Consider the following 15,484-nt stretch of genomic DNA (forward strand, 5'->3'; position numbering starts at 1 on the left):
TAGTGTTTCGGTGGTCATAGCGTTAGGGAAACGCCCGGTTACATTCCGAACCCGGAAGCTAAGCCTTTCAGCGCCGATGGTACTGCAGGGGGGACCCTGTGGGAGAGTAGGACGCCGCCGAACAATTATTACGAGGCCTGGCCTCGGATCTTCGATCCGAGGCCAGGCCTTTTTGTCGTCTGGGGTAGGGTCGGGTGGAATCATCGGCACGTACATACAGGAGGGGCCCCCGGTGGAGGTCCAGGAGACACGGGTGCAAACGGATCGGATCTTCACGATCCCCAACATCCTGAGTATGGCTCGCCTGGTGGGCGTTCCGGTGTTCCTGTGGCTGATCCTGTGGCCGGAGTTCGGCGGTCCGAAGGCCGACGGCTGGGCTCTGCTGGTGCTCGCGCTCAGCGGCATCAGCGACTATCTGGACGGCAAGCTCGCGCGGCGGTGGAACCAGGTCAGCAATCTCGGCCGGCTCCTCGACCCGGCCGCGGACCGGCTGTTCGTACTGTCCACCCTGATCGGGCTCACCTGGAGGGACATCCTCCCCTTGTGGCTGCCGTTGCTCCTGTTGGCCAGGGAGGTGATGATGGGGGTAATGCTCCTGATCCTCCGGCGGCACGGATACGGGCCGCCGCAGGTGAACTTCGTGGGCAAGGCAGCCACCTTCAACCTGATGTACGCCTTCCCGCTGTTGTTGCTGAGTGATGGCAGCGGATGGCTCGCCACGCTGGCCGCAATTTGCGGATGGGCGTTCGCCGGATGGGGTACAACTCTGTACTGGTGGGCAGGGATCCTCTATGTAGTGCAGGTCCGCAGACTTGTGCGGATGGACGCCACGGCTGATTGAGCCGCAAGGAGGACTTTTCCGACATGAAGGCCGTCGTGATGGCCGGCGGTGAAGGCACGCGCCTTCGCCCAATGACCTCGAGTATGCCCAAGCCCCTGCTGCCGGTTGCGAACCGGCCGATCATGCAGCACGTGCTGACGCTGCTCAAGCGGCACGGTCTCACCGAGACCGTGGTGACCGTGCAGTTCCTCGCATCCCTCGTCAAGAATTACTTCGGGGACGGCGAAGAACTTGGCATGGAGCTCACCTACGCCAATGAGGAAAAGCCACTCGGGACAGCCGGGAGTGTGAAGAACGCCGAAGAGGCGCTCAAGGACGACTCCTTCCTTGTGATTTCGGGCGATGCGCTCACGGACTTCGACCTCACCGAGCTCATCGAATTCCACAAGGAAAAGGGCGCACTTGTCACCGTATGCCTGACGCGGGTGCCCAACCCGCTGGAGTTCGGCATCACGATCGTGGACGAAGAGGGCAAGGTCGAGCGCTTCCTGGAGAAGCCGACCTGGGGCCAGGTCTTCTCCGACACCGTCAATACGGGCATCTACGTCATGGAGCCCGAGGTCTTCGACTACGTGGCCGCCGACACGTCCGTCGACTGGTCGAGCGATGTCTTCCCGCAGTTGATGAAGGAAGGCAAGCCGGTCTACGGCTTCATCGCCGAGGGCTACTGGGAAGACGTCGGCACGCACGAGAGCTACATCAAGGCGCAGGCGGACGTCCTCGAGGGCAAGGTCGATGTGGATCTCGACGGCTTCGAGATCTCACCGGGCGTCTGGGTGGCCGAAGGTGCCGAGGTCAGCCCCGACGCGGTACTGCGCGGTCCGCTGTACATCGGGGACTACGCGAAGGTCGAGGCCGGAGCGGAGATCCGCGAGCACACGGTCATCGGCTCGAACGTGGTCGTCAAGTCCGGGGCGTTCCTGCACAAGGCCGTGATTCACGACAACGTCTACGTCGGTCAGGGAACGAACCTGCGCGGCTGTGTGGTCGGCAAGAACACCGACATCATGCGGGCGGCGCGGATCGACGACGGTGCCGTGATCGGCGATGAGTGCCTGATCGGCGAGGAGTCGATCATCGCGGGCAACGTCCGCGTCTATCCGTTCAAGACCATCGAGGCCGGCGCGTTCGTCAACACGTCGGTCATCTGGGAATCGCGGGGCCAGGCGCATCTGTTCGGTGCGCGCGGTGTCTCGGGAATCCTGAACGTGGAGATCACCCCGGAACTGGTCGTCCGGCTGGCCGGTGCCTACGCCACCACGCTGAAGAAGGGGTCCACGGTCACCACGGCCCGCGACCACTCCCGTGGTGCGCGAGCGCTGAAGCGCGCGGTGATCTCGGCCCTGCAGACCAGCGCCATCGACGTCCGGGACCTGGAGAACGTCCCGCTGCCGGTGGCCAGGCAGCAGACGGCGCGCGGCAGCGCCGGCGGCATCATGATCCGGACCACCCCCGGCACCCCGGACTCCGTCGACATCATGTTCTTCGACGAGCGCGGCGCGGACCTGTCGGCGGGCGGTCAGCGCAAGCTGGACCGGGTCTTCGCCCGCCAGGAGTACCGGCGTGCGTTCCCCGGTGAGATCGGGGACCTGCGCTTCCCGTCGAGCGTTTTCGACTCCTACACCGGTTCGCTGCTGCGGGCCGTCGACACCTCGGGTGTCGCGGAGTCGGGGATGAAGGTCGTCGTGGACGCGGCGAACGGCAGCGCGGGGCTGGTGCTGCCGAGCCTGCTCGGACGGCTGGGCGTCGACGCGTTCACCATCAACCCCGGGCTGAACGAGGCCCGGCCGACGGAGACCGCGGACGAGCGCCGGTCCGGGCTGGTGCGGCTGGGCGAGATCGTCGCCTCGGCGCGCGCCGCCTTCGGTGTCCGGTTCGACCCGGTCGGTGAGCGGCTGTCGCTGGTGGACGAGCGCGGCAGGATCGTCGAGGACGACCGGGCGCTGCTGGTGATGCTGGACCTGGTCGCGGCCGAACGGCGCAGCGGACGGGTGGGACTGCCGGTCACCACGACCCGTATCGCCGAGCAGGTGGCGGCGTACCACGGCACGCAGGTGGCGTGGACGACGACGTCGCCGGACGACCTCACACGGGTCGGCCGGGCGGAGAGCACGATCTTCGGCGGCGACGGCCGGGGCGGCTTCATCATCCCCGAGTTCAGCAGCGTCTTCGACGGGTCGGCGGCGTTCGTGCGGCTGATCGGCCTGGTGGCCCGTACCCAGCTCACGCTCAGCCAGATCGACGCCCGGATCCCGCGCGCCCATGTGCTGCGCCGCGATGTGGCGACACCGTGGGCGGTCAAGGGGCTCGTGATGCGGAGCGTGGTCGAGGCCGCGGGCGACCGGTCGGTGGACACCACCGACGGCGTCCGCGTCGTGGAGCCCGACGGCCGCTGGGTGATGGTCCTGCCCGACCCCGCGGAAGCGGTCACCCATTTGTGGGCGGAAGGGCCGGACGACGCGTCCGCCCAGGAGCTGCTCGACGAGTGGTCGGCGATCGTGGAGGGCGCGGGTCGCTGATTCCGGGCCCGACCGGCGCGCCGTAAGGGGGCCGTTCGAGTGGAGCGGCCCCGACGTGCAACGATGTGCGGCATGCCGCAGCAGCACCAGGATGGGAGCAGCCCCAGCCCGAAGGCCCCGCCACGGCGCCCCGACGCCTCGATGTCGCTGCTGACCAACGTGATGGATCACAGCCTCGACGACGGCTACGCGGAGGCGGCGGAGCGTCGTGGCGTGGTGGGCAGCTCACGGCTGCCCACCACGCTGCGGGCCAAGCTGGGGTTCGCCGTGGGGCTGGTGCTGGCGGCGCTGGTCGTCACGCTCGGGGCCGCGCAGGCGAATGTCGCGGCGCCCACGGTGGCGCTGGAACGCCAGAAGCTGATCGAGCGCATCCAGTCCGGCACGAGCTCCGCGGACGCTCTGCAGAAGAACGTGGACCAGCTGCGCGACGAGGTCGACGCGAAGCAGCGCGCGGCCCTGGGCGACCAGGGCGTCGGCAGTACCGCCCTGGTGGCGCTGGAGGCGGGCGCCACGCCCGTCAAGGGTCCGGGGGTGAAGCTGGTCGTCGACGACGCCAAGGAGGCGTCGACGGGGAACGGCGGCGGGCCGCGGGAGAGCAACGGATTCTCCGACACCGGCCGGGTGCGCGACCGTGACATGCAGCGGATCGTCAACGGGCTGTGGGCGTCGGGAGCCGAGGCGATCTCCGTCAACGGCCAGCGTCTGACGGCGCTGTCGGCGATTCGTGCCGCCGGTGACGCCATACTGGTCGACAACAAGCCGCTGGCGCCTCCGTACACGGTGCTGGCGATCGGGGACGGCCAGCGGCTCAGCACGGCCTTCCAGGAGAGCGCGGACGGGCAGTATCTGCACGTACTGCAGCAGAGCTACGGGATTCGCGCGAGCATCTCCGCGGAGGACGAGGTGCGGTTGCCGGCCGCCCCCAGTCTGATCGTGCGCTACGCCAAGCCGGTGCCCGGCAACACGAAGGCGGACGCCGCCAGAACAGGGAAGGGTACGAAGTGATCGCCGTACTGGGCCTCGTCGTGGGAGTCGTGGTCGGACTCGTGGTCCGCCCCGTCGTGCCGACAGTGGTCGAGCCCTATCTCCCGATCGCCGTGGTCGCCGCGCTCGACGCCGTCTTCGGCGGTCTGCGGGCGATGCTCGACGGGATCTTCGACGACAAGGTGTTCGTCGTCTCCTTCCTCTCCAACGTGGTGGTGGCCGCGCTGATCGTGTTCCTCGGGGACAAGCTCGGTGTCGGCGCGCAGCTGTCCACGGGTGTGGTCGTGGTCCTGGGCATCCGGATCTTCTCCAACGCGGCTGCCATCCGCCGCCACGTCTTCCGGGCGTGACCGCCGTATGAGCGACGAAGAACTCCCCGAGCGCGCCGTGACGCCCGAGAGCGACGGCGTCCCCGAGAGCGCCGGAGCACCGGAGCGCGCCGAGACCCCGGGGCACTCCGGTGCCCCCGAGCCGGACGACGCGCCCGCGCGGCCCGGGAAGACCCTGCCGCCCGAGGTGCCTGCCGCCCCGGCATTGGACGCCGGGCCCGCCAAGCCGGCCCCCGGCGAGACCGGCCGGCAGCGGCTGCTGGCGGGGCTGTGGCCGCCGCGGCTGTCCCGGGCGCAGCTCATCGTCGCGCTGCTGCTGTTCGTGCTGGGTCTCGGGCTGGCCATCCAGGTGCGCTCCACCAGTGACAGCGGGGCCCTGCGGGGCGCCCGTCAGGAGGACCTGGTGCGCATCCTGACCGAGCTCGACAACCGCACGCAGCGGCTCCAGGACGAGAAGCGCCGGCTGGAGACCCAGCGCTCCGAACTGGAGACCAGCTCCAACCAGGCCGAGGAGGCCCGTAAGCAGACCGAGCAGAAGGCGCAGCAGCTCGGTGTGCTCGCCGGTACGGTCGCCGCGCAGGGCCCCGGCATCAATCTGACGATCGCGGACCCCAAGGGCGGCCTGGAGGCCGACAAGCTGCTGGACACCCTGCAGGAGCTGCGGGCGGCCGGGGCCGAGGCGATCCAGATCAACGATGTACGGGTCGTGGCCGACACATACTTCACCCAGGGTTCCGACGGCATCGAGATCGACGGCCACAAAGTCGTCCAGCCCTACCGGTTCAAAGTCATCGGAAATCCGCAGGACCTGGAGCCGGCGCTCAATATTCCTGGTGGAGTGGTGCAGACTTTGAAGAAGGAGCAGGCCACGGCGGATGTCGTCCGTTCTGAGAAGATCGTCGTGGACGCCTTGCGGCCATCGAAGCAGCCTGACTACGCTCGGTCGTCATCACAGTGACGCGGGGGGTCGGAACTTCGTCGGGGTGGTCCGTGTTGGAAACTGTGTGTAGCGAGGGTTCGTCCTGCCCCACGGGCGGGTCTGTTTCGGTCAAGGGGAATCGCCCGTGAAGTTGTTTGGGAAGTTGTTCGGCAAGAGCGCGCGGCAGGCCAAGCAGGCCGGTGATCCCGCTACCGCGCGTCATCGTGCCCCGCGCCACGGGCAGGAGGACGGCGCGGCCGAGGGGCGGCCGCTGTTCCGCGACGAGCCCGCCGGGGCCTACGGCGACATTTCGGGCGGACAAGGTGTGGCGTCTGTTGACCCTGCCGCGTCCGGCCGCATAGGTTTCGGAGAACCATCAACCTCAAGTACGGGTGGAGGGTTTCCCTCCGCTCCGTACGCTTCGAACGTCCCCGCGGGCGATCCGCGGCAGGAGGCTCAGTCCATGACGGCCTTGCCGGTATGCACGAGGTGCGGGCACACCAACGCGGAGGCGAGCCGCTTCTGCTCCAACTGTGGTGCGCCGCTGCGTGCCGGGGCTCCGTCCGAACGGCCGTCGGAGACCACGTCCACGATCTCGATCTCGGGGCTGGAGGCCTACGAGGCCGAGGCGACCGGTCAGATCGTGACGCCGTCGCTGTCCCCGGAGGCCCAGGCGGCCGTGGACGCGCTGCCGATCGGTTCCGCCCTGCTGGTGGTGCGCCGCGGCCCGAACTCGGGCAGCCGCTTCCTCCTGGACGGCGAACTGACCACGGCCGGCCGTCACCCGCAGAGCGACATCTTCCTGGACGACGTCACCGTCTCGCGCCGCCACGTGGAGTTCCGCCGGGCTGCCGACGGTGGCTTCACGGTCTCGGACGTGGGCAGCCTCAACGGCACGTATGTCAACCGGGAGCGGATCGACTCCGTGTCCCTGGCCAATGGCGACGAAGTCCAGATCGGTAAGTACCGACTGGTCTTCTACGCGAGCCAGGGCGGCATCTGAATCCCCTGGACTCCGTCCGGGGGGACCCTCAGGGAAGGCCCATGCTTAGAACACCGTCAGGCGGTGCCGGAAACGGCACCGCCACCGCGGACGGCCGGCTGCTCAGCATCGGGGCCGTGCTGACCCACCTGCAGGACGAGTTCCCCGAGGTCACCATCTCCAAGATCCGTTTCCTGGAGGCGGAGGGCCTGGTGGAGCCCCAGCGCACTCCTTCGGGCTATCGGAAGTTCGCGATGCGCGATGTGGAGCGGCTGGGCCATGTGCTGCGGATGCAGCGGGACCACTATCTGCCGCTGCGCGTGATCCGGGAGCATCTGGACGCGCTCGACCGGGGTGAGCAGATTCCGCTGCCGGGGCCGGGCGAGGCACGGGAGCTCGCGGACGGCACGGCGGCCACCGAAGGCTCCGGCGAGCTGCGGATCGGTCGGGAGGCACTGCTGGCCGCCACCGGCGCGGAGCCGGCCGACCTCGACCAGTGGGAGTCCTACGGCCTGGTGGAAGCCGGCCGTGACGGCGGTTACGACGCCGAAGCGGTGAACATCGGGAAGCTGATCGTCGACCTGGGCCGCTTCGGGCTCGAACCGCGCCATCTGCGCGCGGTGAAGGCCGCGGCCGACCGGGAGGTCGGCCTGGTGGAGCAGGTGGTCGCCCCGCTGCGGCGGCACCGCAACCCGCAGACCCGGACACACGCCGAGACGACCGCCCGGGAACTGGCCGCGCTGTCGGTCCGTCTGCACGCCGCCATGGTCCAGTCCGCCCTTCGCCTGCGGCTCTTCTGAGAAGCTGTGCGATACCTGTCAAGTCCGCCGTGCGGGATGCTCGACTACCCAAACCGGCCGGGCACGTCCTAGGGTTACTGTGTGAACGAGCTCGACGTCGTGGGTGTCCGGGTCGAAATGCCCTCCAATCAACCGATCGTGCTCCTGCGCGAAGTGGGAGGCGACCGGTATCTACCCATCTGGATCGGGCCTGGGGAAGCCACGGCCATCGCCTTCGCGCAGCAGGGCATGACGCCTGCTCGCCCGCTGACCCATGATTTGTTCAAGGACGTGCTCGAAGCGGTCGGACAGACGCTCACCGAAGTGCGGATCACCGATCTGCGCGAGGGTGTCTTCTACGCCGAGCTGGTCTTCGCCAGCGGTGTCGAGGTCAGCGCCCGCCCGTCCGACGCCATAGCGCTGGCCCTGCGCACCGGAACGCCGATCTACGGCAGCGACGGAGTGCTGGACGACGCGGGGATCGCCATCCCGGACGAGCAGGAGGACGAGGTCGAGAAGTTCCGCGAATTCCTGGACCAGATCTCGCCGGAGGACTTCGGCACGAGCAACCAGTAGCGGGCTTTTTTGGCCCATCCGGCTAGCCGTTCCCCGTTCGGGGGCACGCGAAACCACTCTTGGGGTTGATATCACTCGGCGTGCCGAGTGTGGCGATCGTTGACGCACCCCGAGTGACTGCCTACCGTCGAGATGGAAAGTCCCGTTGGCACGTGCACGTGCCGACCGGGACGCGAAGGGACGGAGGGCGGCGTGAGAAGCACCGGCGACGGTATGGCCACGGGCGGCCCGTATCCCACCCGTGGGGCCTTGGCCCGGCAGCCCGCACCGGCCGGCGGTGCGGTGGCCGGCGCGGCGGAGCCCGAGACCGAGACGGTGGGCTACCGGGGGCCGACGGCGTGCGCGGCGACCGGCATCACCTACCGCCAGCTGGACTACTGGGCGCGTACGGGCCTGGTCGAGCCGAGCGTCCGGGCGGCCTACGGAACAGGCGCGCAGCGCCTCTACGGGTTCCGGGACGTGGTCGTCCTCAAGATCGTCAAGCGGCTGCTGGACACCGGGGTCTCCCTCCAGAACATCCGCACCGCCGTACGCCACCTGCGCACCACCGCACCCGCCGAGCTCACCCGGATGACCCTGATGAGCGACGGCGCCACCGTGTACGAGTGCACCTCGCCCGATGAGGTCGTCGACCTGCTCCAGGGCGGCCAGGGCGTCTTCGGGATCGCCGTCGGAGTGGTGTGGCGGGACGTCGAGAGCTCCCTCTCGCAGCTGCACGGCGAGCGGGTGGACACCGGTGAGACGCTGGCCGGCCACAACCCCTCCGACGAGCTGGCACGGCGCCGCAACCGCGTGGGGTGAACCGTTCGCCGTACGGCCGTACGGTGAATGTCAGTGCCGTGCGGGAGCATCGGTGACGTGAGAACCGCTCCGACGATCCTGCACCTGGACATGGACGCGTTCTACGCCGCGGTGGAACAGGCCTCCAAGCCGAGCCTGCGGGGCAAGCCGGTCGTGGTCGGCGGTCTCGGACCGCGCGGCGTCGTCGCGACCGCGTCCTACGAGGCACGTGTCCACGGCGTCCATTCGGCGATGGCCATGGCGCACGCACGGCGGCTGGCCCCCAATGCCGCCTACCTCATTCCCCGCTTCGACCTGTACCGGCGGGTCAGCGAGACCGTGATGGGGATCCTCGGGGAGCTGTCGCCGCTGGTGGAGCCACTCAGCCTGGACGAGGCCTTCGTGGACCTGGAGGCGGGCGGGACGACCGAGGCCCCTCGTGAGGTGGCGGAGCGGGTACGGGCGCGGATCAGGGCCGCCACGGGGCTGACGGCCTCGGTGGGGCTCGCGGGCTCCAAACTGCTGGCCAAGATCGCCTCCGAGCAGGGCAAGCCGAACGGCCTGGTGGTGGTCGAGCCCGGCACCGAGCGGGCGCTGCTGGACCCGATGCCGGTCCGGGTCCTGCCGGGCGTCGGGCCCGCGACCGGTGAGCATCTGCGCCGCGCCGGGATCGGCACGGTCGGCGAGGTGGCGCTGGCCGGGGAGTCCGAGCTGGTGCAGTTGCTCGGCAAGGCGCACGGCGCCTCGCTCTACGCGATGGCCCTGGGCCTGGACAGCCGGCCCGTGGTCGCGGACCGGGACGCGAAGTCCGTCTCGGTGGAGGACACCTTCGACGTGGACCTCACCGACCGGTTCCGGGTGCGCTCGGAGCTCGACCGGCTCGCGGACCGCTGTGTGCGGCGGCTGCGGGAGGCCGGGCGGTCGGGCCGGACGGTGGTGATCAAGGTACGGAGCTACGACTTCAGCACCCTGACCCGGTCCGAGACGCTGCGGGCGCCCACGGACGACCCCGGAGTGGTGCGGGAGACCGCGCGGCGGCTGCTGGAGGCCGTCGACACGGCCAACGGGGTCCGGCTGCTGGGTGTGGGCGTCACCGGGCTCGCCGACTTCACACAGGAGGACCTGTTCGCCCAGGCCGCCGAGCTGGAGGCCGAGCTCGTGGCGGAGGCCGCCGCGGTGCGCGCTGCGGAGCAGGCCGAGCGGGAGGCGGCGGATCCGGAGGGCCGGCCGGCGCCGCCGGCGGAGCCCGCGCGGGCCGTGCGGTGGATGCCGGGGCAGGACGTGCGGCACACGGAATTCGGTGCCGGGTGGGTGCAGGGCAGCGGCGTGGGACGGGTGACCGTGCGCTTCGAGGAGCCGACGGACTGCGTACCGGGCCGGGTGCGGACGTTCGCCGTGGAGGATCCGGAACTGGAAGCGGCCGAACCGCTGCCGCTGGTGCCCTGACCTGGGCACATGGTCTCCGGTCGCTCAGTCCTCGCCGGCCAGCCGGCCGAAGTCGTGGTCTCCGGCGCTGGGGGCCTCGGTCCCCGCGGACGGGACGTCCATGCCGTAGTGGTGGTAGAGCTGGATCTCCTGCTCGGGGGAGAGATGGCGGCCGACGCCGAAGTCGGGGGCGTCCTTGATGAGGGCCTTAGGGAAGGGGACCCGCAGCTGCCCGTCCACCACCTCGCTCGGCTCCAGCGGTACGAACGCGTCACGGCTGAACAGCCCGGTGCGTACCGCGGCCCACTCCGGCTGTCCGGTCGCGTCGTCGAGATACACCTCGTCGACCGTGCCGATCTTCGCCCCGTCGCTGTCCAGGGCCCGGCGGCCGATCAGGCTGCGGGGATCAATATCGGTCTGCACGGTCCCTCCAACAGATCGGTGCTGCTCTGCTAGACCAACCAAAGGCCACATTGGGGACGGTGTCGACTCGAGGGATCCACGAGGAATCCGCCCCCATCCCCGCTGGTAGGCTGAATGGCGGCTGCAGACCCCATGCGGGAGAGTCCTCCGAGATCGTGTCGGGGGCGCCGAAGGAGCAAATCCTCCCCGGAATCTCTCAGGCAACCGGTACCGCATGGATGAGGTCACTCTGGAAAGCAGGGCGGGCACCGGGCATGACTCATGCGCGGGACCCGGCCTCACCGACGGTGAAAGTCGTGCTTTAGGCAGCACGGTGAAGCTCTCAGGTTGTGATGACAGAGGGGGAGGCCGTTCGGGTGCCCGCGCCGCGGCACCCCTCGCAGGTCGTGTCAGACCAGGAGGCCTCCGTAGATGACTGCCCACCGCATCCCACTCTCCGAGCTCGAGAGCGGCATCCCGTTCGAACAGCGCCACATCGGCCCCGACGGCGGTGCCCAGGCCAAGATGCTGGCTCACGTCGGTTACGGCTCCTTGGACGAGCTCACGGCCGCCGCCGTGCCGGACACCATCAAGAGCGTCGAGGCGCTGCGGCTGCCCGCCGGCCGCACCGAGGCCGCGATACTCGCCGAGCTGCGTGACCTCGCGGACCGCAACCAGGTGCTGGCGCCGATGATCGGCCTGGGCTACTACGGGACGTTCACCCCGCCCGTCATCCTGCGCAATGTGATGGAGAACCCCGCCTGGTACACGGCGTACACGCCGTACCAGCCGGAGATCTCGCAGGGCCGGCTCGAGGCGCTGCTGAACTTCCAGACGGTCGTCGCCGACCTCACCGGGCTGCCGACCTCCGGGGCCTCGCTCCTGGACGAGGGCACCGCCGCCGCCGAGGCCATGTCGCTGGCCCGCCGGGTCGGCAAGGTGAAGCAGGGCGTGTTCCTGGTCGACGCGGACTGCTTCCCGCAGACGATCGCGGTGATCCAGACCCGCGCCGAGCCGACCGGCGTCGAGGTCGTGGTCGCCGACCTGACCGACGGCATCCCGGACGAGGTGGCCGAGCGCGGCGTCTTCGGTGTGCTCCTGCAGTACCCCGGCGCCTCCGGCGCGGTACGCGACCTCAAGCCGGTCATCGAGCGGGCGCACGAGCTGGGCGCGATCGTCACGGTCTCCGCCGACCTGCTCGCCCTGACGCTGCTCACCCCGCCCGGTGAGCTCGGCGCGGACATCGCGGTGGGCACCACCCAGCGCTTCGGCGTCCCGATGGCCTTCGGCGGCCCGCACGCCGGCTACATGGCCGTCCGTGAGAAGTTCGCCCGCAGCCTGCCCGGCCGCCTCGTCGGTGTCTCCGTCGACGCGGACGGCAACAAGGCGTACCGGCTGGCCCTGCAGACCCGTGAGCAGCACATCCGCCGCGAGAAGGCCACCAGCAACATCTGCACCGCCCAGGTGCTGCTCGCCGTCATGGCGGGCATGTACGCGGTCTACCACGGCCCGGACGGGCTGGCCCAGATCGCCCTGCGCACCCACCGCTACGCCGCCATCCTGGCCGAGGGCCTGCGAGCCGGCGGCGTCGAGGTCGTGCACGACGGGTACTTCGACACCGTGACCGTCCGGGTGCCCGGCCGCGCCGCCGAGGTCGCCGCCGCCGCCCGCGCCGCGGGCGTGAACCTGTGGGAGCGGGACGCCGACCTGCTCGGCATCTCCTGCGACGAGACCACCGGCCGTGAGCAGCTGACCGCGGTGTGGGGTGCCTTCGGGGTGACCGGTGACGTCGAGGCGCTCGACGCCGCCGTTCCGGACGCGCTGCCCGCCGGGCTGCTGCGCGATGACACGTACCTGGCGCACCCGGTCTTCCACCAGCACCGTTCCGAGACCGCGATGCTGCGCTACCTGCGCCGGCTCTCGGACCGTGACTACGCGCTCGACCGCGGCATGATCCCGCTGGGCTCGTGCACGATGAAGCTCAACGCCACCACCGAGATGGAACCGGTCACCTGGCCCGAGTTCGCCGGGCTGCACCCCTTCGCGCCGGTGGAGCAGGCCGAGGGCTACCTCACGCTGATCCACCAGCTGGAGGACCAGCTCGCCGAGGTCACCGGCTACGACAAGGTCAGCATCCAGCCCAACGCCGGATCACAGGGCGAGCTGGCCGGGCTGCTCGCGGTGCGCGCCTACCACCGCGCCAACGGCGACACACAGCGCACCGTGTGTCTCATCCCGTCCTCCGCGCACGGCACCAACGCGGCGAGCGCCGTGATGGCCGGCATGAAGGTCGTCGTGGTCAAGACCCGCGACGACGGCGACGTGGACGTCGAGGACCTGCACGCCAAGATCGAGCAGCACCGTTCCGAGCTGGCCGTCCTCATGGTCACCTACCCGTCCACGCACGGTGTGTTCGAGGAGAACATCACCGACATCTGCGCGACGGTGCACGAGGCCGGCGGCCAGGTGTACGTGGACGGCGCCAACCTCAACGCGCTGGTCGGCCTGGCCAAGCCCGGCAAGTTCGGCGCGGACGTCTCGCACCTGAACCTGCACAAGACCTTCTGCATCCCGCACGGCGGCGGCGGTCCCGGTGTCGGCCCGGTCGCGGTCCGCGCGCACCTCGCTCCGTACCTGCCCAACCACCCGCTGCAGCCGACCGCGGGGCCCGCCACCGGCGTCGGCCCGATCTCGGCGGCGCCGTGGGGCTCGGCCGGCATCCTGCCGATCTCCTGGGCGTACGTACGCCTCATGGGCGGCGAGGGGCTGCGGCGCGCCACCCAGGTCGCGGTGCTCGGTGCGAACTACGTGGCCAAGCGGCTGGAGCCGCACTACCCGGTGCTCTACACGGGCCCGAACGGTCTGGTCGCGCACGAGTGCATCATCGATCTGCGGCCGCTGACCAAGGAGACGGGCGTCTCGGTGGACGACATCGCCAAGCGCCTGATCGACTACGGCTTCCACGCGCCCACGATGTCGTTCCCGGTGGCCGGCACGCTGATGATCGAGCCGACCGAGAGCGAGGACCTGGCGGAGCTGGACCGGTTCTGCGAGGCGATGATCGCCATCCGCCGGGAGGTCGACAAGGTCGGCTCCGGTCAGTGGCCGGTGGAGGACAACCCGCTGCGCAACGCCCCGCACACCGCGGCGTCGCTGGGCGGGGAATGGAACCGGCCGTACTCCCGCGACGAGGCGGTGTTCCCGGCCGGCGTGTCGGCCGCGGACAAGTACTGGCCGCCGGTCCGGCGCATCGACGGCGCCTTCGGTGACCGGAACCTGGTGTGCTCGTGCCCGCCGCTCGACGAGTACGACGCGTAGTACCCGCGTCGGGGTCGTCCTACTGCTACTGACGTCCGCGGATACTGTCCGGGCCCCGCTGCTGTCGGCGGGGTCCGGCGGTTTCAGGCGGCCGTGGCGATCTGTTCGCTGCCCAGCGGCCGGTGCGGGGCGATGATCTGCCCGTCGGGCAGCAGCTCGCCGGTGTCCTCGAAGAGGAGGACGCCGTTGCACAGCAGACTCCAGCCCTGCTCCGGGTGGTGGGCCACGATGAGGGCGGCCTCCCGGTCGGAGCACTCGGCGGTGGGGCACTGCGGCTGGTGCTGGCACATGGAAGGTGTCTTTCGCTGCTGTAGAGGAGTCGTGCGGTCGGATTGGCCTGATACCTGGTTCATAACCGCCCCCGTTCGTTCGGTCGGTCCCAGTGTTGCCCCACGGAGCGGAATCCGCAGGGATTTCGCGCGAGCTGTTCCTGCTAGGTGAGGGCGCGTCACCCGACCGGGCGGTTGCCCTCACAGCGTGTGCCTTTCCGGGTGGTACAGATGACCGATCCGGGCTACGTCGTCACGGTACGCACATGACAACGCCCCCGTGACCCAAGGGTCACGGGGGCGTCCGCCCGCCGTCCGGCAGCGCGTCAGACAGCAGACCCCAGAAGAGATGCGGGTGCCAGTCGCAGCGTGAGGACGGGCACCAGATCGGACAGCCGGTGCAGCCGGTGGGCGGCGATCCCCGGCGGCGCCGGTGCGAGCGGCACCAGCAGATCGGCCGGGGCGGGCTGGGCGGAGCCGGCTTCGGCCGAGATGTCGCTGTGCAGCCAGAGCGCCAGCATGTACAGCCCGGGCACGGACAGCAGATGCGGCTGGTAGGCGGTCGAGAGGGCTTCCGCCTGCCGCAGGGCGCGTTCGGTGGAGGCCAGGTACGGGCCCTCCGAGAAGTGCGAGAACGCCCATCCGTCCGGGGTGCGGACGGTCTCGCCCGCTGCCGCGACACGGTCGCCTGCGCGGATGTGGAAGCGCCAGCCGGTGAGCCGGGCGTGCGGCAGCCCGTGGCCCGAGGCGGCCGGCTCGAAGACATGCACCGGCAGCGGGTGCTCGGGGATGAGCGGGCCCTCGGCCGAGCGGAGCGCCGGCGTACGCGCCTCCAGAACGGCGGTGGGCGAACTCAGGGCGGCGAGGACACTCCGAAGGGCGGGTGCGGGTACAGCGGGGACATGCAGCGGCATGGTGGGTTGCCTCTCAGTCGGAGACACGGTGGTGCTGGGCGGGTGCGGACGGCACTGTCAGCGGTGCGGCGGTGAGGGGGTTCCTGCGCAGGCTACGTCCGACGGATCGCGGAGTCTCTGCCTTGTGCGCGAAGTTTATACGACCTGTGTTCACGCAGTGTTTCGGCTAGCTGTCGCGGGCATTGCCGGCAAGAAGGTAATAGGCCTTCCTCGCCAGATATTTCCTCCGCATTTGCGCCGGAGTACGCTCCCGCGAACTGCACATTCCCTGCCGCTGCGGACGGCTGGATCTCGTCGGTCTTTGTCACGAGGGGTACCCCTCATGCCAGGTTAGCGCGACCATGCCGGGGGAATGTGCCGGAGTGTCTAATCCGGCAGCTTAGCTTGCGCTCGGCGCCGCCGGACCGTTATCGATCTTATGGGTTGGGCATCATCGTCACACGGCCC

Annotated in this window: 14 protein-coding genes, 1 rRNA gene and 1 riboswitch; of the genes, 12 read left to right on the forward strand and 3 right to left on the reverse strand. The window is 69.7% G+C overall.

The features are described from left to right. Positions 1 to 6 precede the first annotated feature (6 nt). The 11 genes from rrf (at position 7) to O3W51_RS30755 (ending at position 10,155) form a co-directional block, all read left to right on the forward strand. A 5S ribosomal RNA gene (gene rrf, locus O3W51_RS30705) occupies positions 7 to 123 on the forward strand. A 109-nt stretch (positions 124 to 232) separates the two neighbouring features. Then, complete coding sequence (locus O3W51_RS30710; RefSeq protein WP_138357399.1) at positions 233 to 841, forward strand: CDP-alcohol phosphatidyltransferase family protein; 609 nt, start codon at positions 233 to 235, stop codon at positions 839 to 841. A 23-nt stretch (positions 842 to 864) separates the two neighbouring features. Next, positions 865 to 3,360 carry a mannose-1-phosphate guanyltransferase gene (locus O3W51_RS30715; protein ID WP_138357398.1) on the forward strand — a complete coding sequence of 832 codons (2,496 nt, stop codon included), beginning with the start codon at positions 865 to 867 and terminating at the stop codon, positions 3,358 to 3,360. 63 nt (positions 3,361 to 3,423) lie between these two features. Then, positions 3,424 to 4,365, forward strand: coding sequence for a DUF881 domain-containing protein (locus O3W51_RS30720; RefSeq protein WP_138357397.1), 942 nt, complete (start codon positions 3,424 to 3,426; stop codon positions 4,363 to 4,365). Then, positions 4,362 to 4,694, forward strand: a complete 333-nt coding sequence (locus O3W51_RS30725; RefSeq protein WP_030364457.1) for a small basic family protein — start codon at positions 4,362 to 4,364, stop codon at positions 4,692 to 4,694. The genes O3W51_RS30720 and O3W51_RS30725 overlap by 4 nt, the downstream gene beginning before the upstream one ends. A gap of 7 nt (positions 4,695 to 4,701) precedes the next feature. Beyond that, positions 4,702 to 5,631 carry a DUF881 domain-containing protein gene (locus tag O3W51_RS30730; protein ID WP_138357396.1) on the forward strand — a complete coding sequence of 310 codons (930 nt, stop codon included), beginning with the start codon at positions 4,702 to 4,704 and terminating at the stop codon, positions 5,629 to 5,631. A 64-nt stretch (positions 5,632 to 5,695) separates the two neighbouring features. Further along, positions 5,696 to 6,595, forward strand: a complete 900-nt coding sequence (locus tag O3W51_RS30735; RefSeq protein WP_232485908.1) for an FHA domain-containing protein — start codon at positions 5,696 to 5,698, stop codon at positions 6,593 to 6,595. Between the two features lie 41 nt (positions 6,596 to 6,636). After that, a complete protein-coding gene (gene ftsR, locus O3W51_RS30740) occupies positions 6,637 to 7,374 on the forward strand; it encodes a transcriptional regulator FtsR (protein ID WP_138357394.1) in 738 nt (245 codons plus the stop codon). Between the two features lie 81 nt (positions 7,375 to 7,455). Further along, positions 7,456 to 7,929 (forward strand): bifunctional nuclease family protein, encoded by a 474-nt coding sequence (locus O3W51_RS30745; protein WP_031518684.1) that lies wholly within the window; start codon positions 7,456 to 7,458, stop codon positions 7,927 to 7,929. Between the two features lie 192 nt (positions 7,930 to 8,121). Continuing rightward, positions 8,122 to 8,730, forward strand: a complete 609-nt coding sequence (locus tag O3W51_RS30750) for a MerR family transcriptional regulator (RefSeq protein WP_138357393.1) — start codon at positions 8,122 to 8,124, stop codon at positions 8,728 to 8,730. Positions 8,731 to 8,787: 57 nt separating this feature from the next. Continuing rightward, on the forward strand, positions 8,788 to 10,155 hold the full coding sequence (locus O3W51_RS30755; RefSeq protein ID WP_269287809.1) for a DNA polymerase IV: 1,368 nt from the start codon (positions 8,788 to 8,790) through the stop codon (positions 10,153 to 10,155). 24 nt (positions 10,156 to 10,179) lie between these two features. Here O3W51_RS30755 and O3W51_RS30760 read toward each other — a convergent pair whose 3' ends face one another. Next, positions 10,180 to 10,557: a PRC-barrel domain-containing protein gene (locus tag O3W51_RS30760; RefSeq protein WP_244809023.1), complete on the reverse strand. Its 378-nt coding sequence runs from the start codon at positions 10,555 to 10,557 to the stop codon at positions 10,180 to 10,182. Positions 10,558 to 10,682: 125 nt separating this feature from the next. Beyond that, positions 10,683 to 10,780: riboswitch (glycine riboswitch) on the forward strand. Positions 10,781 to 10,968: 188 nt separating this feature from the next. On the opposite strand from O3W51_RS30760, the gene gcvP reads away from it, so the two are divergent. Next, complete coding sequence (gcvP, locus tag O3W51_RS30765; RefSeq protein ID WP_269287810.1) at positions 10,969 to 13,854, forward strand: aminomethyl-transferring glycine dehydrogenase; 2,886 nt, start codon at positions 10,969 to 10,971, stop codon at positions 13,852 to 13,854. An 83-nt stretch (positions 13,855 to 13,937) separates the two neighbouring features. Here the strand turns inward: gcvP and O3W51_RS30770 are convergent, their stop codons facing one another. Both O3W51_RS30770 and O3W51_RS30775 read right to left on the reverse strand, forming a co-directional pair. Then, entirely contained in the window at positions 13,938 to 14,144 is a 207-nt protein-coding gene (locus O3W51_RS30770) for a DUF5999 family protein (RefSeq protein ID WP_138357389.1), read from the reverse strand. A 305-nt stretch (positions 14,145 to 14,449) separates the two neighbouring features. Further along, on the reverse strand, positions 14,450 to 15,037 hold the full coding sequence (locus O3W51_RS30775) for a hypothetical protein (protein WP_164297890.1): 588 nt from the start codon (positions 15,035 to 15,037) through the stop codon (positions 14,450 to 14,452). Positions 15,038 to 15,484: the final 447 nt, after the last annotated feature.

Source organism: Streptomyces sp. H39-C1, from assembly GCF_027158125.1.
Classification (GTDB): Bacteria; Actinomycetota; Actinomycetes; order Streptomycetales; family Streptomycetaceae; genus Actinacidiphila; species Actinacidiphila fildesensis.